Source organism: Kaistia geumhonensis (genome assembly GCF_030815145.1).
Classification (GTDB): Bacteria; Pseudomonadota; Alphaproteobacteria; order Rhizobiales; family Kaistiaceae; genus Kaistia; species Kaistia geumhonensis.
In genome coordinates this window covers 742,240-758,923 of the sequence record NZ_JAUSWJ010000001.1, presented here as the reverse complement: position 1 = coordinate 758,923, position 16,684 = coordinate 742,240, and the positions used below count along the sequence as shown (strand labels likewise).

The window sequence follows — 16,684 nt, the reverse complement described above, 5'->3', positions numbered from 1 at the left end:
TCTGCCGGCCCGATGTTTCCATAAGCCCAGTTACGAACACCCGCTGGTGCCGCCGCAGGTGTCGCATTTCAGGCAGGTGCCGTTGCGGACCATCGTGAAGTTTCCGCATTCGGTGCAGCTCTCGCCCTCATAGCCCTTCATGCGGGCGATCGCCGCCTGTTCGGCGTTGGAGGCCTTGGGCTGCGCCGTCGCTGCGGGCTCGACGATGCCGACCATCGTTTCGGAGACCGTCTCCGTCTCGGTGACGACGTCGCGCTTGAAGGCGAGGGCGGTTCCACCGCCAATGCCCGTCGTGCGCAGCGAGGTCACGGTCGTGGCCGTCACCGCCGGTGCCGCGGCGGCGCCTTTCGACTCGCCGGGCCGCTCGATCAGCTTGAAGCGCTCCGTCTTGCCGCGGACGAGGCCGTGGCTGACCGGCGCCGGGCGCGCGGTCGGCTGGTCGCCGCCGCCGAGCGTCGTGGCGTTGTTGTCCTCCGGCACGACATGGGCGAGGTCGTTGCGGCCGAGATAGGACACGGCCAGCTCGCGGAAGACATAGTCGAGGATCGAGGTCGCGTTCTTGATCGCCTCGTTGCCGGTGACCATGCCGGCCGGCTCGAAGCGGGTGAACACGAAGGCCTCGACATATTCCTCAAGCGGCACGCCGTACTGCAGGCCGAGCGAGATGGCGATGGCGAAGTTGTTCATCATCGCACGGAAGGCGGCGCCTTCCTTGTGCATGTCGATGAAGATCTCGCCGAGGCGGCCGTCGCGGTATTCGCCGGTGTGCAGATAGACCTTGTGGCCGCCGACATTGGCCTTCTGGGTGTAGCCGGTTCGGCGGTCGGGCATCTTCTCGCGCCGGCGAACCTCGCGTTCGATGATCCGCTCCACGATGCGCTCGGCGACCGCCTCGGCGCGCTGCGCCGCGGGCTTGGCGACCAGGGTCTCGACCGCTTCCTCCTCGTCCTCGCCGTCATCGGCGAGGAGCTGCGAATTCAGCGGCTGCGAGAGCTTGGAGCCGTCGCGATAGAGCGCGTTCGCCTTCAGCGCCAGCTTCCACGACAGCATATAGGCGTTCTTCGCGTCCTCGACGGTCGCGTCGTTCGGCATGTTGATGGTCTTGGAGATGGCCCCCGAGATGAAGGGCTGCGCCGCCGCCATCATGCGGATGTGGCTCTCGACCGAGAGGAAGCGCTTGCCGAGCTTGCCGCAGGGGTTGGCGCAGTCGAACACCGCATAGTGCTCGAGCTTCAGATGCGGCGCGCCTTCGAGGGTCATCGCGCCGCAGACATGGATATTCGCCGCCTCGATGTCCTTCTTCGAGAAGCCGAGCGCCGGCAGCATCTCGAAGGCCGGGTCGTTCAGCTGCGCTTCGGTAAAGCCGAGCACCTGCTTGCAGAACTCTTCGCCCAGCGACCACTTGTTGAACACGAACTTGATGTCGAAGGCCGAGGCCAGCGAGCCCTCGAGCTTCTCCAGCACTTCGTCGGTGAAGCCCTTGGCCTTGAGGCTGGTGTGGTTGACGCCCGGCGCCTGGCGCAGCGAGGCATGGCCCACGGCATAGGCCTCGATCTCGGCGATCTGATGCTCGGCATAGCCGAGCGAACGCAGTGCCTCCGGCACGGCGCGGTTGATGATCTTGAAATAGCCGCCGCCGGCCAGCTTCTTGAACTTCACCAGCGCAAAATCGGGCTCGATGCCGGTGGTGTCGCAGTCCATCACGAGGCCGATCGTGCCGGTCGGCGCGATCACCGTCGCCTGCGCGTTGCGGTAGCCGTGCTGCTCGCCGAGCGCGAGCGCCTGATCCCAGGCCGCGCGTGCGGCGTCCGAGAGGCGCTTGTCCTTGAGCGAGCCATGGTCGAGCGGAACCGGGAAGGTCGAGAGGCCCTCATAGCCGGTCGTCTCGGCATGGGCGGCGCGGCGATGATTGCGGATCACGCGCAGCATGGGCTCGCGGTTCTTCGCGAAGCCGGGGAAGGGACCCTGCTCCTTGGCCATCTCGGCCGAGGTGGCATAGGCGGTGCCGGTCATGATCGCCGTCAGCGCGCCGCAAATGGCACGGCCCTCGGCCGAGTCATAGGGAATGCCCGAGGTCATCAGGAGGCCGCCGATATTGGCATAGCCGAGGCCGAGGGTGCGGAACTGGTAGGAAAGTTCGGCGATCTCCTTGGACGGGAACTGCGCCATCAGCACCGAGATCTCGAGCACTACGGTCCACAGCCGGCAGGCATGGATATAGCGCTCGACGTCGAAGGCGCCGTCGGCATTGCGGAACTGCAGCAGGTTCAGCGAGGCGAGATTGCAGGCCGTGTCGTCGAGGAACATGTATTCCGAGCACGGATTGGACGCGTTGATGCGCCCCGAGGCCGGGCTGGTATGCCACTCGTTCATGGTGGTGTTGAAATGCAGGCCCGGATCGGCCGAGGCCCAGGCGGCGTGGCCGATCTGCTCCCAGAGGTCGCGCGCCTTCAGCGTCTTCGCCACCTTGCCGTCGGTGCGGCGCATGAGCTTCCAGTCGCCATCGGTCTCGACCGCGCGGAGGAACTCGTCGGTGATCGAGACGGAGTTGTTAGAGTTCTGACCCGAAACCGTCAGATAGGCCTCCGAATCCCAGTCGGTGTCGTAGACCGGGAACTCGATGTCCGTGTAGCCCTGCTTGGCGAACTGGATGACGCGCAGGATGTAGTTCTGCGGCACCAGCGCCTTCTTGGCGGCGCGGATCTCGCGCTTCAGCGCCGGGTTCTTGGCCGGGTCGAAGCAGTCATCGCCCGAGCCCTCGCAGTTCACGCAGGCCTTCATGATGGCCTTCAGGTGCTGCGCGTTAATCTTGGAGCCGGTCACGAGCGCCGCGACCTTCTGCTCCTCGTGCACCTTCCAGTTGATGTACTTCTCGATATCCGGATGGTCGGCGTCGACGACGACCATCTTGGCGGCGCGGCGCGTCGTGCCGCCCGACTTGATGGCGCCCGCGGCCCGGTCGCCGATCTTGAGGAAGCTCATCAGGCCCGACGAGCGGCCGCCGCCCGAGAGCTTCTCGCCCTCGCCGCGCAGCCGGGAGAAGTTCGAGCCGGTGCCCGAGCCATACTTGAAGAGGCGCGCCTCGCGCACCCACAGGTCCATGATGCCGCCCTCGTTCACGAGGTCGTCCGACACCGACTGGATGAAGCAGGCATGCGGCTGCGGATGCTCGTAGGCCGTCTTGGAGCGCGTCAGCTTGCCGGTCTTGTAGTCGACATAGAAATGGCCCTGGCTCGGTCCGTCGATGCCATAGGCCCAATGCAGGCCGGTGTTGAACCACTGCGGCGAGTTCGGCGCGACGCGCTGCGTCGCGAGCATGAAGCGATGCTCGTCGAAGAAGGCCTGCGCGTCCTCCTCGGTATCGAAATAGCCGCCCTTCCAGCCCCAATAGGTCCAGGTCCCGGCGAGGCGATCGAACACCTGACGCGAATCGGTCTCGCCGACATAGCGCTCGGCCTCCGGCAGTTCGGCGAGCGCCTTCTCGTCGGCGACTGAGCGCCAGAGGAAGGAGGGGACGTCGTTTTCCTCGACGCGCTTGAGGCGCGCCGGCACGCCGGCCTTGCGGAAATATTTCTGGGCGATGATATCGCTCGCCACCTGGCTCCAGGTGGCGGGGACCTGGATGCCCTCGAGGCGGAACACGACCGAGCCGTCCGGATTGCGGATCTCGCTCTTGGTCGTCCGGAACTCGATCCCGGCATAGGCCGACTGACCCGAGGTGGTGAAGCGCCGTTCGATCCGCATCCGCTTTCGTCCCTTGCTCCGGCGCCTGCCCGGCCGCGCCGTCGGCCCGATGGCCGATTTCCGTTCTGCTCAACGAGTCACGGGCGACAAGGCTCCGTGGATCGTCATCATCTAGTGGATGACTATCGCGTATACCCCTAAATATAGGGTTACCGACACCATCCAGCCACAAAAAAGCAGGCGTCCGGACACAGCGCATAAGGGAGCGCTGCGTGAAGCGTACGCCTGCTTCGCGCTTGAAACCACATGTCTAAAAGGGTTTGGACCCTCGACGGCCGACCGTCTGGCGGGGGCGTCGTTTACGAGTTGGAAGCTATTCCGAGTCTCCCGGAGGGTCAAGGAATAGTGGTGCCCGAAGCTTGGGCGGCTACATGTCGTGTGTGCTGCTCCGTTGGCCACGGATCGCGCATGCGATCTGGGGATCATTCCGCGACAGCGCGCCCGAAGCCGAGGCGGCACAAGGGGTTGCATCGGCCGGCAGCCCGCGGCGCGCTGTGGATGAGCGGTGCGAAGCCACCGTCACGGCGCCGTCATATGGCGTTTCGATGTCCACAGGATCGGTGGTTTGGGCAAGGTGAGGGGTCATCGCCGAGGTCGGCCGTCGCGCATGCCGAGAGGCACAGCCGCGATGGCACCATGCGGCCGCATTCGCCCAAGATCGAGATTGTCCGAAGAGATCCCGTAGGCGCGCGGAGGCAAGCCACCGATTCGGCCAGGTTGATTGCTGCCTTCCAGGACCTGTCTATTTGCCGCGAGCCGCGAGCCGTCGCGGCGCCTTTTCGCTCAGGGCGTCCAGGCGTCGTAGTCGCCTGTCACGCGCGGACGGTGATCGGCGCCGACGATCGAGCCCTTCGGGCGATAGGCGTTCGGCGTGCCGGTCGGGTTGGGGCGGTGCGGCTTCTGCCACTCGCGCGGCTTGTAGGTCTGCTGCGAGGGTGGGGTGTCGGTGCGGTGATGCATCCAGCCGTGCCAGCCGGTCGGGATCGCCGAGGCCTCGGCATAGCCGCTATAGATCACCCAGCGACGCTCGGCGAAGCCGCCGGCGGTCTGAGACTTGTCGGGCGCGCGATAATAGGTGTTGCCGAACTCGTCGGTGCCGACCTTCTCGCCCTTGCGCCAGGTGTAGAACCGCGTGCCCATGGTCTGGCCGTTCCACCAGGTGAAGAGTTCGGTCAGGAACCAGCCCATTTCGGCACCCATGTCTCGCAACGATTGCGATGACTTATGCCGCTCCCCGTCGCGCAAGTCAAAGGCGGTCGCGGCCGGCGGGCGTCTCGTCCCGCGCTTTGCGATCATCGGTCGCGCCTCGCCGGCGCCCGCATGGCTGGCATGACGAAAAAACATATCGCCTGCGAGTAAATCGTGTGCGATATAAATCGCAGCGGCGCAGTGCTGCATCGTTTCGAGGGAGATACGTGATGAAGGTTCTCTACAACACGGCCGCGACGGCGACGGGCGGCGGACGCGACGGTCACACCCGCAGCGAAGACGGCGAGATCGACCTGCAGCTCGTCGTGCCGCGCGAGCTCGGCGGCCCCGGCGGTCCCGGCGCCAACCCTGAGAAGCTGTTCGCGGCGGGCTACGCCGCCTGCTTCCTCGGCGCGCTGCGCTTCGTTGCCGGACAGCAGAAGGTGAAGCTCGGCAACGACGTCACCGTGACGGCCAAGGTCGGCATCGGCCCGCGTGACGATGGCAAGGGCTTCGGCCTCGACGTGGCGCTCGACGTCGCCGTCCCCGGGGTGGAGCGGGCGGTGGCGGAGGATCTCGTCGCCCGCGCCCACATCGTCTGCCCCTATTCGGACGCGACGCGGTCGAACCTCGATGTCCGCCTGACGGTCCTCTGATCCGTCTACGCGAAATGGAAAGGGCCCGGAGCTCGGCGCCGGGCCCTTTGTGATTCAATAGCGGAAGCGGACGGGCGTCAGCTCGAGCGGCGGCGCCACCAGCCGACACGCTTCGGACGATTGTCCTCCTCGACCGTATCCGAGACCGGATCGCTTGGCGGCTCGTCGGCCACCACCGATTCGTCCGGCTCCTGCGGACCCTCGGCAGCCTCGATCGCGTCCTCGTCGATCACGCGGAGATCCGACGTCTCGTCCTCGGGCTCGTCGTCCTCGTCATCGCCCATTTCGGGCATGTCGAGTTCGGCTTCGTCCTCGATCGGATCGAGCAGCGGCGCCTCATACTCGGCCATATCCGCGATCGGTACGTCGCGGGCGACAAGACGCTCGCCGGCATCCTCGGGGTCGATATCGCGGATGCCTTCCGGCTCGTCCTCGACGAAGCCGCTGGACAGCACCTCGCCGGTCTCGTCGAGCTGGAGGCGAGCCTCGCCTTCTTCGGCAGAGGCCTCCTCGATGACCGACGGTTCGCCATCGCCCTCGGCGACGGCATCCGTCTCGGCCCCGGCTTCGGTATCCACGGTGCCGTCTTCGCGGCGGCCGCGGCGGCCGCCCCGACGGCCACGGCGGCGGCGGCGCTTGTGCTCGCCATTCTCGCCATCGCCATCCGGCCGGGCCGAACCGTCGCCAGCCTCGTCGTCGCCTTCCTCGCCGGCTTCCTCGGACTCTGCCGCCTCGACGGCTTCGCCCGACTCGGCGGCTTCACGGACTTCCTCGCCGTTGCCGGCCTCGTCATGGCCGTCGCGGGAGCCCTCGCCGCCGCGGCGCCGACGGCGGCGACGACGCTTGCGGCGCGCGCCGCCTTCGTCCTGGCTCTCGGAAGCGGGACGCTCGGTCTCCGTCTCCTCCTCGTCCGCCTCGACCTCGTCCTCGATCTCCTCGTCGACCGGCTCGATCGAATCGGGCTGGACGATCGCCCGCGCCACGGGCGCCAGGGGCGTCTCGCGCGGCGTCACGGGCTCGCCGCGCTCCAGCGTGTAATGGGCGGCGGAGGTGACGCCGTCGTCGGCGAGCACGGTGATCGAGATGCCGAAGCGCTCCTCGATCTCGGCGAGATGGCCGCGCTTCTGGTTGAGGATGTAGAGAGCGACCGCGGTGCGAGTGCGGATGATGAGGTCGTGCGTCGCGCCCTTGAGCAGCGTGTCCTCGACCGAGCGCAGGACATGCAGCGCCACGGAAGCCGGCGCGCGCACATGGCCGGTGCCATGGCAGTGCGGGCAAACCTCCATCGAGCTCTCGACGACGCCGGTGCGGATGCGCTGGCGCGACATCTCCATGAGGCCGAAATGCGAGATCCGGCCGACCTGGATGCGCGCCCGGTCGTTCTTCAGCGCCGCCTTCAGCTTGTTCTCGACCGCGCGGTTGTTCCGCTTCTCCTCCATGTCGATGAAATCGATCACGATGAGGCCGGCGAGATCGCGCAGGCGAAGCTGGCGGGCGACCTCTTCGGCCGCCTCGAGATTGGTCTGGTAGGCGGTGTCCTCGATATTGTGCTCGCGCGTCGACCGTCCCGAGTTCACGTCGATGGCGACGAGCGCCTCGGTCTGGTTGATGACGAGATAGCCGCCCGACTTCAGCGTCACCTGCGGCGAGAACATCGCATCGAGCTGCGCCTCGACGCTGTAGCGAGCGAAGATCGGCTGCGTCTCGCGATAGGGCTGGACGTTCTTGGCATGGCTCGGCATGAGCATGCGCATGAAGTCCTTCGCCTCGCGGTAGCCTTCCTCGCCGGCGACGAGAACCTCGTCGATATCCTTGTTGTAGAGATCGCGGATCGACCGCTTGATGAGGCTGCCTTCCTCATAGACGAGGGTGGGCGCCGAGGAGCGCAGCGTCAGCTCGCGCACGTTCTCCCAGAGCCGAAGCAGATATTCGAAGTCGCGCTTGACCTCGGCCTTGGTGCGCGTGGCACCCGCCGTGCGCAGGATGACGCCCATGCCCTCCGGCACGTCGAGATCCTGAGCGACTTCCTTGAGGCGCTTGCGATCGGCGGTGTTGGTGATCTTGCGCGAAATGCCGCCGCCGCGCGCCGTGTTCGGCATCAGCACGGAATAGCGGCCGGCGAGCGACAGATAGGTGGTGAGGGCGGCGCCCTTGTTGCCGCGCTCTTCCTTCACGACCTGGACGAGCAGGACCTGGCGGCGCTTGATGACTTCCTGGATCTTGTACTGACGGGCACGGGCGCGGCGGCGCTCGGGAAGCTCCTCCAGCGCATCCTCGGCACCGACCGACTCGACGCTGTCCTCGGGATTCTCCTCTTCCTCCTCGTCATGGCCGATCTCCTCGACGCTGTGGTCGGAAGGAGGAGCCTCGAGGTGGGAGAAACTGTCGGCGCTGTCGTCCGGCGGGCCGTTGTCCTCGACGGCTTCGGCCTCGCCCTCGGTGGCTTCGCCGGCCTCGACCGGCGCTGCCGTCTCGGGCGCCTCGCCGGTCTGCTCGGCCGAGACCTCGGCGGAGCCTGCCTCGCTCGGGACGGCGGGCGCGGTCTCGGCACCACCCTCGGCGGGCTCGGAGCTGATGCGCTCGACGGGCTGAGCGGCGGGCCGGTTCTTCTGCGAGCGGCGCGCGGCCTGGCGCGCGGCGCGCTCCTCGGCCTCGCGTTCCTCCTGCTCCTCGGCCTCGATCAGCGCCTGCCGGTCGGCGACGGGAATCTGGTAATAGTCGGGATGGATTTCGGAGAAGGCGAGGAAGCCGTGGCGGTTACCGCCATACTCGACGAAGGCCGCCTGGAGCGAGGGTTCGACCCGCGTTACCTTGGCGAGATAGATGTTGCCGCGCAGCTGCTTGCGCGAGGCGGATTCGAAGTCGAACTCCTCGACACGGTTGCCGCGGACCACCACGACCCGGGTCTCCTCCGGGTGGGTGGCGTCGATGAGCATCTTGTTGGCCATGACGGAAAATCTCCATGGCTCCGGCGCTGAACGCTCCGGCTGGCGCAAGGCGCCGATGCCGCGCGGACCGCGCGGGAGCCATCATGTTGCATGAGGAAATGGTTCGCGCGCCATGCCGCGTCCGCCGCCGCCGCAACTGCGTCACCGGCCGAAAGAGGCCGGTCTGCAGCGCTGCGGGTCATAGGCGGAAGGAACATGAATACGCGCTTCGAGCCTGTTCGGTCCGGCGGCGCGGAGCCCGTGCCGCACGGGGCGGCCCCAGGCACGGATCGTCCTGAGGCCTTGAGTAGCAGGCGGGCCTTGCGCGTGAGGTCTGGGGACGACCATGCGCGGCGAGGATGCCTGTCCCATCCCCGACCGAGCACCGAACTGGCTCCGGATCGCTTCCGAGCCCTGCGCAATTGCTGCAGCAAGTCCCGATCGTCCGTCGCATCGTGCCGGAGCATCGCGATGAGGCGACTGTCCGGGCGGAGGATGAATTCCGTGCAACCCTTGTATGGAAGACGGCGAGTCTGCGCAAGACACTTGGCGCGATGCCTGGCGGCGCCTTCAGCGCGGGCGTGAGACGCCCCGCGAGACACGCCGCGACGCGCGGCCGACAAGTCTCGATGCCGAAGAGACAGAGGGCCGCATGACGCTTGGCCGCATCGCATCGTGGCGCCGCTGCGGCTAGTCGGAGCCCGGATCCGCGGCCGGCGGGCCCGGCAAAAGTCTTAATGCGCGATTAACCAATCGACGCTAATCGTCTACGGACCGTTAAGAGCGGCGGGCCGACCGACCAACCGAACGAGCGGAATGTTTCATTCAATTCGATCCGGATTCATCGCGCGCTGCGCGGCGCTCCTGCTCGGCACCTTCGCCGGCGGCATATTCGCCGTAACCGGCGCGGTCGCCATATCGGCAGCCGAACCCGTCACCGAGAGTTCGGCGGGCGTCGTCGCCACCGACGCGCGCGCCGTCGGAGACGACAGCCGCACGCGCTTCGTGATGGATCTCTCCGCCGAGGCGGCCTTCACGGTCTTCCCGCTGGACGAGCCGGACCGCATCGTGATCGACCTTCCGGATGTCGGCTTCGCGCTGCCCAAGGAGGCCGAGCACGAGGTGAGGGGGCTCGTCTCCGCATTCCGGTATGGCCAGATCTCGGCGGGCAAGTCGCGCGTGGTGCTCGATCTGAAGCAGCCGGTCTCCGTCGACAAGTCGTTCGTGCTGCCGCCGGCCGACGGCCAGCCGGCGAAGCTCGTGGTCGATCTCGTGCCGACGAGCCGCGCATCCTTCGCCTCGGCCGTGCGCCTTTATCGCGAGCGAGAGAAGGAGGCGATCGCCGCCGCCCGCCCCGCGACTCCCGCGCCCTCGGACGGACGCCTGCGCATCGTACTCGATCCCGGCCATGGCGGCATCGATTCGGGCGCCATCGCCAAGTCGGGCACGCTGGAGAAGAACGTCGTGCTCGCCTTCGCCAAGGAGCTGGAGCAGAAACTCGACGAAAGCGGACGCTACGAGGTGCTGATGACGCGGTCGGACGACAGCTTCATCTCGCTCGGCGGCCGCGTCGCCTTCGCCCGCTCGCACCACGCCGACCTCTTCGTGTCGATCCACGCCGATTCATTCTGGGGCGGCGATGTGCGCGGCGCGACGATCTACACGCTTTCGGAGAAGGCGTCGGACCGCATGGCGGCCCAGATCGCCGAATCGGAGAACAAGTCCGACATCCTGGCCGGTGTCGCGGTACCCGAGGATACCACTGAGGTCTCCGACATCCTGATCGATCTCGCTCGTCGCGAGACCAAGAATTTCTCGGTCGTCTTCGCCCGCAACATGATCAAGGAACTCGGGCCGAAGGTGCGCTTCTTCAAGCATCCGCACCAGCAGGCCGGTTTCATGGTGCTGAAGGCGCCTGACGTTCCGTCCGCCCTCGTCGAGCTCGGCTATCTGTCCAATCCCGAGGACGAGAAGCTGCTGGCGTCGCCGGCCTGGCGCGAGACGACGGCCGAGGCCATGGCGCGCGCCATCGACACCTATTTCCGCCTGCGCGTCGCACAGACCACGACCGGCTCGCTCGAGCCCGCCACCTCGGCGCCGTGATGGCTGTTGCCGCAAGACCACGGCGATCGGCGCAGTGGCCGGGCAAGGGGCGGCGCCCCACAATCTCCACAAATCGACTGGAAGAACGGCAGGCAAGGGTCTATCGGTGCCGCGATCAGAGGATCGGTCGCGGCCGTGCGCCGGGCACCAGCCCGCAAAAGGCGCCGCCGAAGGGCCGGAGTCGGTTCGCGGAGCGACAGCTTCCGGGCGATTGGATAGAATTCTGACCGGGGCGCGCCCCGAAGGTCCGGCGGCAATGCCGATGATGGCGGGCCAGCGGGGAACGCGAGCGATATGTTTCTGCGACTGATCGGCTACATTTTCGGGATAGGCGCCGTGTTCTTCTTGGTGGTTGCAGCTGGGGTGGCCTGGTATGTGTCGGGCCTGACGGGCGGTCTGCCCTCCGTCGAGGTGCTCGCGAAATACGAGCCCCCTGTGATGACGCGCATTCATGCGACGGACGGCCAGCTGGTCGCCGAATATGCGCGCGAGCGGCGGCTCTATCTGCCGATCCAGGCGATCCCCGATCGCGTCAAGGCCGCGTTCATCTCGGCCGAGGACAAGAATTTCTACCAGCATTCCGGCCTCGACTATGCCGGCATCATGCGCGCCGGCGTGCAAAACATCGCCGCGCTCTCGTCGAACGGCCGCATGATCGGCGCCTCGACGATCACGCAGCAGGTCGCCAAGAACTTCCTGCTCACCAACGAGCGCACGATCGACCGCAAGATCAAGGAAGCGATCCTGTCGCTCCGGATCGAGCAGGCGAACTCCAAGGACAAGATCCTCGAGCTCTACCTGAACGAGATTTTCCTCGGCCTCGGTTCCTATGGCGTCGCCGCCGCGTCGCTCGCCTATTTCGACAAGTCGGTGCACGAGCTGACGCTCTCCGAGGCGGCGTATCTCGCTGCGCTGCCCAAGGGCCCGAACAACTACAACCCCTTCCGCTATGCCGATCGCGCGATCGAGCGACGCAACTGGGTCATCGACCGCATGGTCGAGAACGGCTATGCGACGCCGGACGAAGGCGAGGCTGCCAAGGCGCAGCCGCTCGGCGTCAAGACCCGCATCACCAGCCCGCATATCTTCGCCGCCGACTATTACGTCGAGGAAGTGCGCCGCCAGCTGATGCAGATGTATGGCGAGAAGGCGCTCTATGAGGGCGGCCTTTCGGTGCGCACGTCGCTCGATCCCGCGATGCAGGTCATGGCCCGTCAGGCGCTCATGGACGGTCTCGTCAGCTTTGACGAGGATCGCGGCTGGCGCGGTCCGGTCAAGAATGTGCCGATCGGCGAGGACTGGGGCGAGGCGGTCGGGACCATCAAGCCGCTCTCCGACATCTATGAATGGCGTCTCGCCATCGTCACCAAGGTCGACAAGGGAGAGGCCGAGATCGGCCTGCAGCCCGGCCGCAGCGAGACGGGCAAGCTGCTCGCCGAGCGCGAGACCGGCGTGATCCCCGCATCCGAGATGAAGTGGGCGCTGCGCGGCAAGAAGAATGTCGACGGCGTGCTCAAGGTCGGCGATGTCGTCTATGTCGAGCCGGCCGACGGCAAGCCCGGCTCCTATCGCCTGCACCAGGTGCCCGAGATCGAGGGGGCCATGGTCGTCATGGACCCGCATACCGGCCGCGTGCTCGCCATGGACGGCGGCTTCTCCTATGCCGAGAGCGAGTTCAACCGCGCGACCCAGGCCCAGCGCCAGCCGGGCTCCTCGTTCAAGCCCTTCGTCTATGCGGCGGCGCTCGACAACGGCTATACGCCGTCGTCGGTGGTGCTCGACGCGCCGATCGAGATCGATCCGGGCTTCGGCCAGCCGATGTGGCGGCCGGAGAACTACGCCCAGAAGTTCTATGGCCCTTCGACGCTTCGCACCGGCATCGAGCAGTCGCGTAACGTCATGACCGTGCGCCTCGCGCAGGACATGGGCATGCCGCTGGTCGCGGAATATGCCAAGCGCTTCGGCGTCTACGACAATCTCGCCCCGTTCCTTCCGAACGCTCTCGGCGCGACCGGCACCACGGTCCTGCGCATGGTCGCCGGCTATTCCGTGTTCGCCAATGGCGGCCGCCAGGTGAAGCCGACGCTGATCGACCGTATCCAGGATCGCTTCGGCAAGACGATCTTCAAGCATGAGGAACGCGTCTGCGAAGGCTGCGACGCCGACAGCTGGAACAACCAGGACGAACCGGTCATCACCGACAACCGCGAGCAGGTGCTCGACCCGATGACCGCCTACCAGATCACCTCGATGATGGAAGGCGTCGTCCAGCGCGGCACCGCAACGATCGTCAAGCAGGTCGGCAAGCCGATCGCCGGCAAGACCGGCACGTCCAACGACTACAAGGACGCCTGGTTTATCGGCTATTCGCCCGATCTCGTGGTCGGCGTGTTCTTCGGCTACGACCAGCCGCGCCCGATGGGCCGCGGCATGACCGGCGGCGAGATCGCGGCGCCGGTCGCGGCCGAGTTCTTCAAGCTGGCGCTGGCCGACAAGCCAGCCGTGCCGTTCCGCATGCCGGAGGGGCTGACGCTGATCCCGATCGACCGCCGCACCGGCATGCGTGCCGATCCCGGCGCGCCAAACACGATCATGGAAGCCTTCAAGCCGGGCACCGGCCCCGCCGACACCTATTCGGTCATCGGCTCGTCCGACGGCGGCACGGTCTCGTCCGAATCCGACCGCGCTGTGATGGGCGGAACAGGCGGGCTCTACTGAGCGCAGCCTGCCATCGCGGGAGATGTGAGGCCGCCGATTTCGGCGGCCTTTTCTTTTGCCACGACCATCCCTTTCGCGCTGCAACGATGCCGCATCGTGTGAACGGGAATTCACTTGACCGGATCAGGCGTTTGGCGCACCCAACAACGGCGCCCGGGACAGCTGGTCCCGATCCGTTACCCCCCTGGACTGCAATGTCGAACGACAGTCGAAGTCGAATGAGCCGGCCGACCGTGCCTGCCTGCTGACCGTTCGCCCCGAGGGGAGACGGCTCACCGCACGCAGCCGCGTCGGCTGGTGGAAAAGAGGTGAGCCATGGAAGATTCCGACCTCCGTGAGGGCGCGGGTGCGCCCGCCGTCGCGCTTGATCTCGAGCATGCGCATGTTGCCGACGTCGTCGAGCATCTGAACGAGCAGGACGCGGGCGACGCGGCCGGCGTTCTCGCCAAGCTCACGGAAGAGCGCGCGGTCGAACTGCTCGATCATCCCGAATTCGAGGATGCCGCCGAGATCGTGGCGACGCTGCCCGTCGACCGCGCCGCCTCGCTGCTGGCCGGCGTCTCGGCCGACCGCGCCACCGATCTCCTCAGCGAGATGGAGGAGCCTCAGCGCTCGCGGATCATCGCGAAGCTCGACCACGAGACGCGCTCGGCCGTCTCGCATCTCGCGCGCTATCCCGAGGGCAGCGTCGGCGCCATCATGACGACCGAGGTGGTCAGCGTGCCGGCCAACTGGACCGTCGCCGCGACGCTCGACTATATCCGCAAGGTCGAGAAGAGCCGCGAGACGATCTACACGATCTGCCTGCTGCATCCCGAGACGGGCGCGCTGCTGCAGACGGCGACGCTGCGCCGGCTCATCACCGCGGATCCGGCCGCGCCCGTCCTCGCGGCGGCCCGCCACAACCGGCCGATCACCGTCACGCCGACGCTCGACCAGGAAGAAGCGGCGCGGCTCTTCACGAAATACGACCTCCTCGCCGTGCCCGTCATCGACGAGCGGCGGCATCTCATCGGCATCGTCACGGTCGACGACATCATCGACGCGATCGTCGAGGAGAGCACGGAGGACGTCCAGAAGTTCGGCGGCATGGAGGCTCTCGACGAGCCTTACATGGAGATCAGCTTCGGAAAGATGATCCACAAGCGCGCCGGCTGGCTCGCCGCGCTGTTCATCGGCGAGATGCTGACCGCCACGGCCATGCAGCATTTCGAGGACGAGCTGCAAAAGGCGATCGTACTGACGCTCTTCATCCCGCTGATCATGAGCTCGGGCGGCAATTCCGGCTCGCAGGCGACCTCGCTCATCATCCGCGCCCTGGCGCTCGGCGAAGTGCGGCTTCGCGACTGGTGGCGCGTGGCGCTGCGCGAACTCCCCAGCGGACTTACGCTCGGCCTGATCCTCGGAGCGATGGGACTCACCCGCATCGTCGCCTGGCAGTTGCTCGGGCTGCACGATTATGGCGCCCACTGGTTCCTGGTGGCGCTCACCGTCGGCTGTGGTCTCGTCGGCATCGTCACCTTCGGCTCGATGACCGGCTCGATGCTGCCCTTCGTGCTGAAGCGGCTGAACTTCGACCCGGCCAGCGCCTCGGCGCCCTTCGTCGCGACACTCGTCGACGTCACCGGCCTCGTGATCTATTTCTCGATCGCGTCGGTTATTCTGGCGGGAACGCTATTGTAGGTGAAGCCACGAGACCCCAACTGTTCGCTTGTGGTTTACGAACGCACGCTGCGAAACTGATTGCGGCCCTGTGTGGTTTCTGGTATTGATTTCTTACTCCATCGGCGCCCGATACACTTTTGCGGGCCGGTGGCATAAAAGGGCTCCTGCGGGAGCCCTTGCTATTTCGGGGATATCTTCGTGGATCGGGTCGCTATTTTTGTCGATGCCGGCTATCTCTTTGCGCAAGGAAGTGTGGCGCTGAGCGGTAGTCGCGTTCGTCGCGAGCGCCTAGCGCTGGAGCCTGTTGCTGCGGTACACGCTCTTAAATCTATCGCGGCCGAGCAGGCAAGCGACTGCCGTATCCTCCGGATTTATTGGTATGACGGTGCGCTCGGTGGTCCACGCGCGACAGCCGAGCAAAGTCACATTGCAAATTTGGACGACGTAAAGCTTCGCCTCGGGATGGTGAACGGAGTGGGTGAGCAGAAGGGCGTCGACTCACTCATTGTCACCGACTTGATCGAGCTTGCTCGGCTGAAGTCAATATCAGACGCTGTACTCCTATCGGGCGACGAGGACGTCCGCGTGGGAGTTCAGATTGCGCAGAACTATGGTGTCCGGCTGCATTTGTTGGGAATCGAGCCGGCGCGCGGCTCGCAGTCGGCCAATCTGCTGCAAGAGGCGGATACGACACGCGAGTGGAGCCGCGATACGATAGCGAGCTTCCTTTCGATCAAGCCAGAGACACCGATCCCAGCCGCGCCGGTATTTGAAGGCAATCTCGATCCGCTCGTTGGTGACGGAGCTGCCCGAGCAGAGGAGCGTATAGCTGGGTTAGTGCGCGGCTTCGTAAGCGCTCTGTCCACGTCCGAACTGCAAGGGATCATTGTGTATTGGGAGACTTCGCGTGGGGTTCCGATGGAACTCGACCGCAGGTTGCTGCCGACATGCCGAGATGGTCTCGGGCGAGAGTTGGATCGTGAGGAGATTCGCCACATGCGAGCGGAATTCCAACAAGCGGTGCGCGCAATGATCGCCGTGGCCGGCGGTGGCTGACGGCTACTTCCGCTCGAGCTCGATGATGTCGAAGGTCGATTCGAATTTCGGGGCCGGCAGTTCGAGGCGGTAGCGCTTGGGGCCGGCCTTCACGAGAAAGCCGACCATATCGCGGTCGGCATCGGCCTTGTAGCGGCGGGGCTGCTCGTCGCCATAGTGGCCGGCGCCATAGAAGAGCAGGCGCTTCTCCGAATCGTCGATGAAATGGCCGGTGAAGCGCTGCGAGCCGGTCGTCTTCACGAGGCGGTAGCCGAGGTCGTCCTCGTCGATGCGGCACTTGAACCAGCCATAGACCGTGAGCGGCAGCGTGCCGCCGAGCTTCACGGTCCGGCAGCGATAGTCGCCGCGGATGTCGGTGCCGAGGATCGGCTGCGGGGCGCCGGCGAGGACCGCGTCCAGCACCTTCACATCGGCCGCGATACCGCCCGACTTCGCCTCGTCGATCGCCTTCGATCGGCTTGCGTCGAAGCCCGCGATCCGGGCCTTGTCCGAAGCGGTGAGGGTCCGTGCCGCCATCGTCCCGTCGGCATGCGACAGAGAGGGCGCGAAGGCTGCGAGCAGAAGCACGAGGGTCGCGAGGGAGCGGGCAGGTCGGTTCATCAGGCCTCTCATCGGTTTACAGGCGGG

9 protein-coding genes are annotated in these 16,684 nt (G+C 66.2%); 5 read left to right on the top strand and 4 right to left on the bottom strand.

The features are described from left to right. Positions 1 to 30 precede the first annotated feature (30 nt). Positions 31 to 3,744, bottom strand: a complete 3,714-nt coding sequence (locus QO015_RS03485; RefSeq protein ID WP_266281446.1) for a vitamin B12-dependent ribonucleotide reductase — start codon at positions 3,742 to 3,744, stop codon at positions 31 to 33. A 783-nt stretch (positions 3,745 to 4,527) separates the two neighbouring features. Beyond that, the gene (locus QO015_RS03480; RefSeq protein ID WP_266282485.1) at positions 4,528 to 4,932 is read right to left on the bottom strand and encodes an NADH:ubiquinone oxidoreductase subunit NDUFA12; all 405 of its coding nucleotides are present in this window, start codon (positions 4,930 to 4,932) and stop codon (positions 4,528 to 4,530) included. A 230-nt stretch (positions 4,933 to 5,162) separates the two neighbouring features. On the opposite strand from QO015_RS03480, the gene QO015_RS03475 reads away from it, so the two are divergent. Then, positions 5,163 to 5,588: an organic hydroperoxide resistance protein gene (locus QO015_RS03475; protein ID WP_266281448.1), complete on the top strand. Its 426-nt coding sequence runs from the start codon at positions 5,163 to 5,165 to the stop codon at positions 5,586 to 5,588. 77 nt (positions 5,589 to 5,665) lie between these two features. Here the strand turns inward: QO015_RS03475 and QO015_RS03470 are convergent, their stop codons facing one another. After that, positions 5,666 to 8,536 carry an Rne/Rng family ribonuclease gene (locus tag QO015_RS03470; protein ID WP_266281450.1) on the bottom strand — a complete coding sequence of 957 codons (2,871 nt, stop codon included), beginning with the start codon at positions 8,534 to 8,536 and terminating at the stop codon, positions 5,666 to 5,668. A gap of 795 nt (positions 8,537 to 9,331) precedes the next feature. On the opposite strand from QO015_RS03470, the gene QO015_RS03465 reads away from it, so the two are divergent. The 4 genes from QO015_RS03465 to QO015_RS03450 all read left to right on the top strand — a co-directional run bounded on the left by QO015_RS03465 (position 9,332) and on the right by QO015_RS03450 (position 16,057). After that, entirely contained in the window at positions 9,332 to 10,618 is a 1,287-nt protein-coding gene (locus QO015_RS03465) for an N-acetylmuramoyl-L-alanine amidase (RefSeq protein ID WP_266281451.1), read from the top strand. Between the two features lie 294 nt (positions 10,619 to 10,912). Then, positions 10,913 to 13,336, top strand: coding sequence for a penicillin-binding protein 1A (locus QO015_RS03460; protein WP_266281452.1), 2,424 nt, complete (start codon positions 10,913 to 10,915; stop codon positions 13,334 to 13,336). A gap of 315 nt (positions 13,337 to 13,651) precedes the next feature. Beyond that, positions 13,652 to 15,019 (top strand): magnesium transporter, encoded by a 1,368-nt coding sequence (gene mgtE / locus QO015_RS03455; protein WP_266281453.1) that lies wholly within the window; start codon positions 13,652 to 13,654, stop codon positions 15,017 to 15,019. 180 nt (positions 15,020 to 15,199) lie between these two features. Further along, the gene (locus QO015_RS03450) at positions 15,200 to 16,057 is read left to right on the top strand and encodes an NYN domain-containing protein (RefSeq protein ID WP_266281454.1); all 858 of its coding nucleotides are present in this window, start codon (positions 15,200 to 15,202) and stop codon (positions 16,055 to 16,057) included. 3 nt (positions 16,058 to 16,060) lie between these two features. Here QO015_RS03450 and QO015_RS03445 read toward each other — a convergent pair whose 3' ends face one another. Beyond that, a complete protein-coding gene (locus QO015_RS03445; RefSeq protein ID WP_266281455.1) occupies positions 16,061 to 16,657 on the bottom strand; it encodes a DUF4893 domain-containing protein in 597 nt (198 codons plus the stop codon). Between the last annotated feature and the right edge of the window lie 27 nt (positions 16,658 to 16,684).

Excerpts from the sequence above, each read along its gene's own strand:
- QO015_RS03485 (WP_266281446.1), bottom strand. The coding sequence starts at position 3,744 with ATGCGGATCGAACGGCGCTTCACCACCTCGGGTCAGTCGGCCTATGCC.
- QO015_RS03480 (WP_266282485.1), bottom strand. The coding sequence starts at position 4,932 with ATGGGCTGGTTCCTGACCGAACTCTTCACCTGGTGGAACGGCCAGACC.
- QO015_RS03475 (WP_266281448.1), top strand. The coding sequence starts at position 5,163 with ATGAAGGTTCTCTACAACACGGCCGCGACGGCGACGGGCGGCGGACGC.
- QO015_RS03470 (WP_266281450.1), bottom strand. The coding sequence starts at position 8,536 with ATGGCCAACAAGATGCTCATCGACGCCACCCACCCGGAGGAGACCCGG.
- QO015_RS03465 (WP_266281451.1), top strand. The coding sequence starts at position 9,332 with ATGTTTCATTCAATTCGATCCGGATTCATCGCGCGCTGCGCGGCGCTC.
- QO015_RS03460 (WP_266281452.1), top strand. The coding sequence starts at position 10,913 with ATGTTTCTGCGACTGATCGGCTACATTTTCGGGATAGGCGCCGTGTTC.
- mgtE (WP_266281453.1), top strand. The coding sequence starts at position 13,652 with ATGGAAGATTCCGACCTCCGTGAGGGCGCGGGTGCGCCCGCCGTCGCG.
- QO015_RS03445 (WP_266281455.1), bottom strand. The coding sequence starts at position 16,657 with ATGAACCGACCTGCCCGCTCCCTCGCGACCCTCGTGCTTCTGCTCGCA.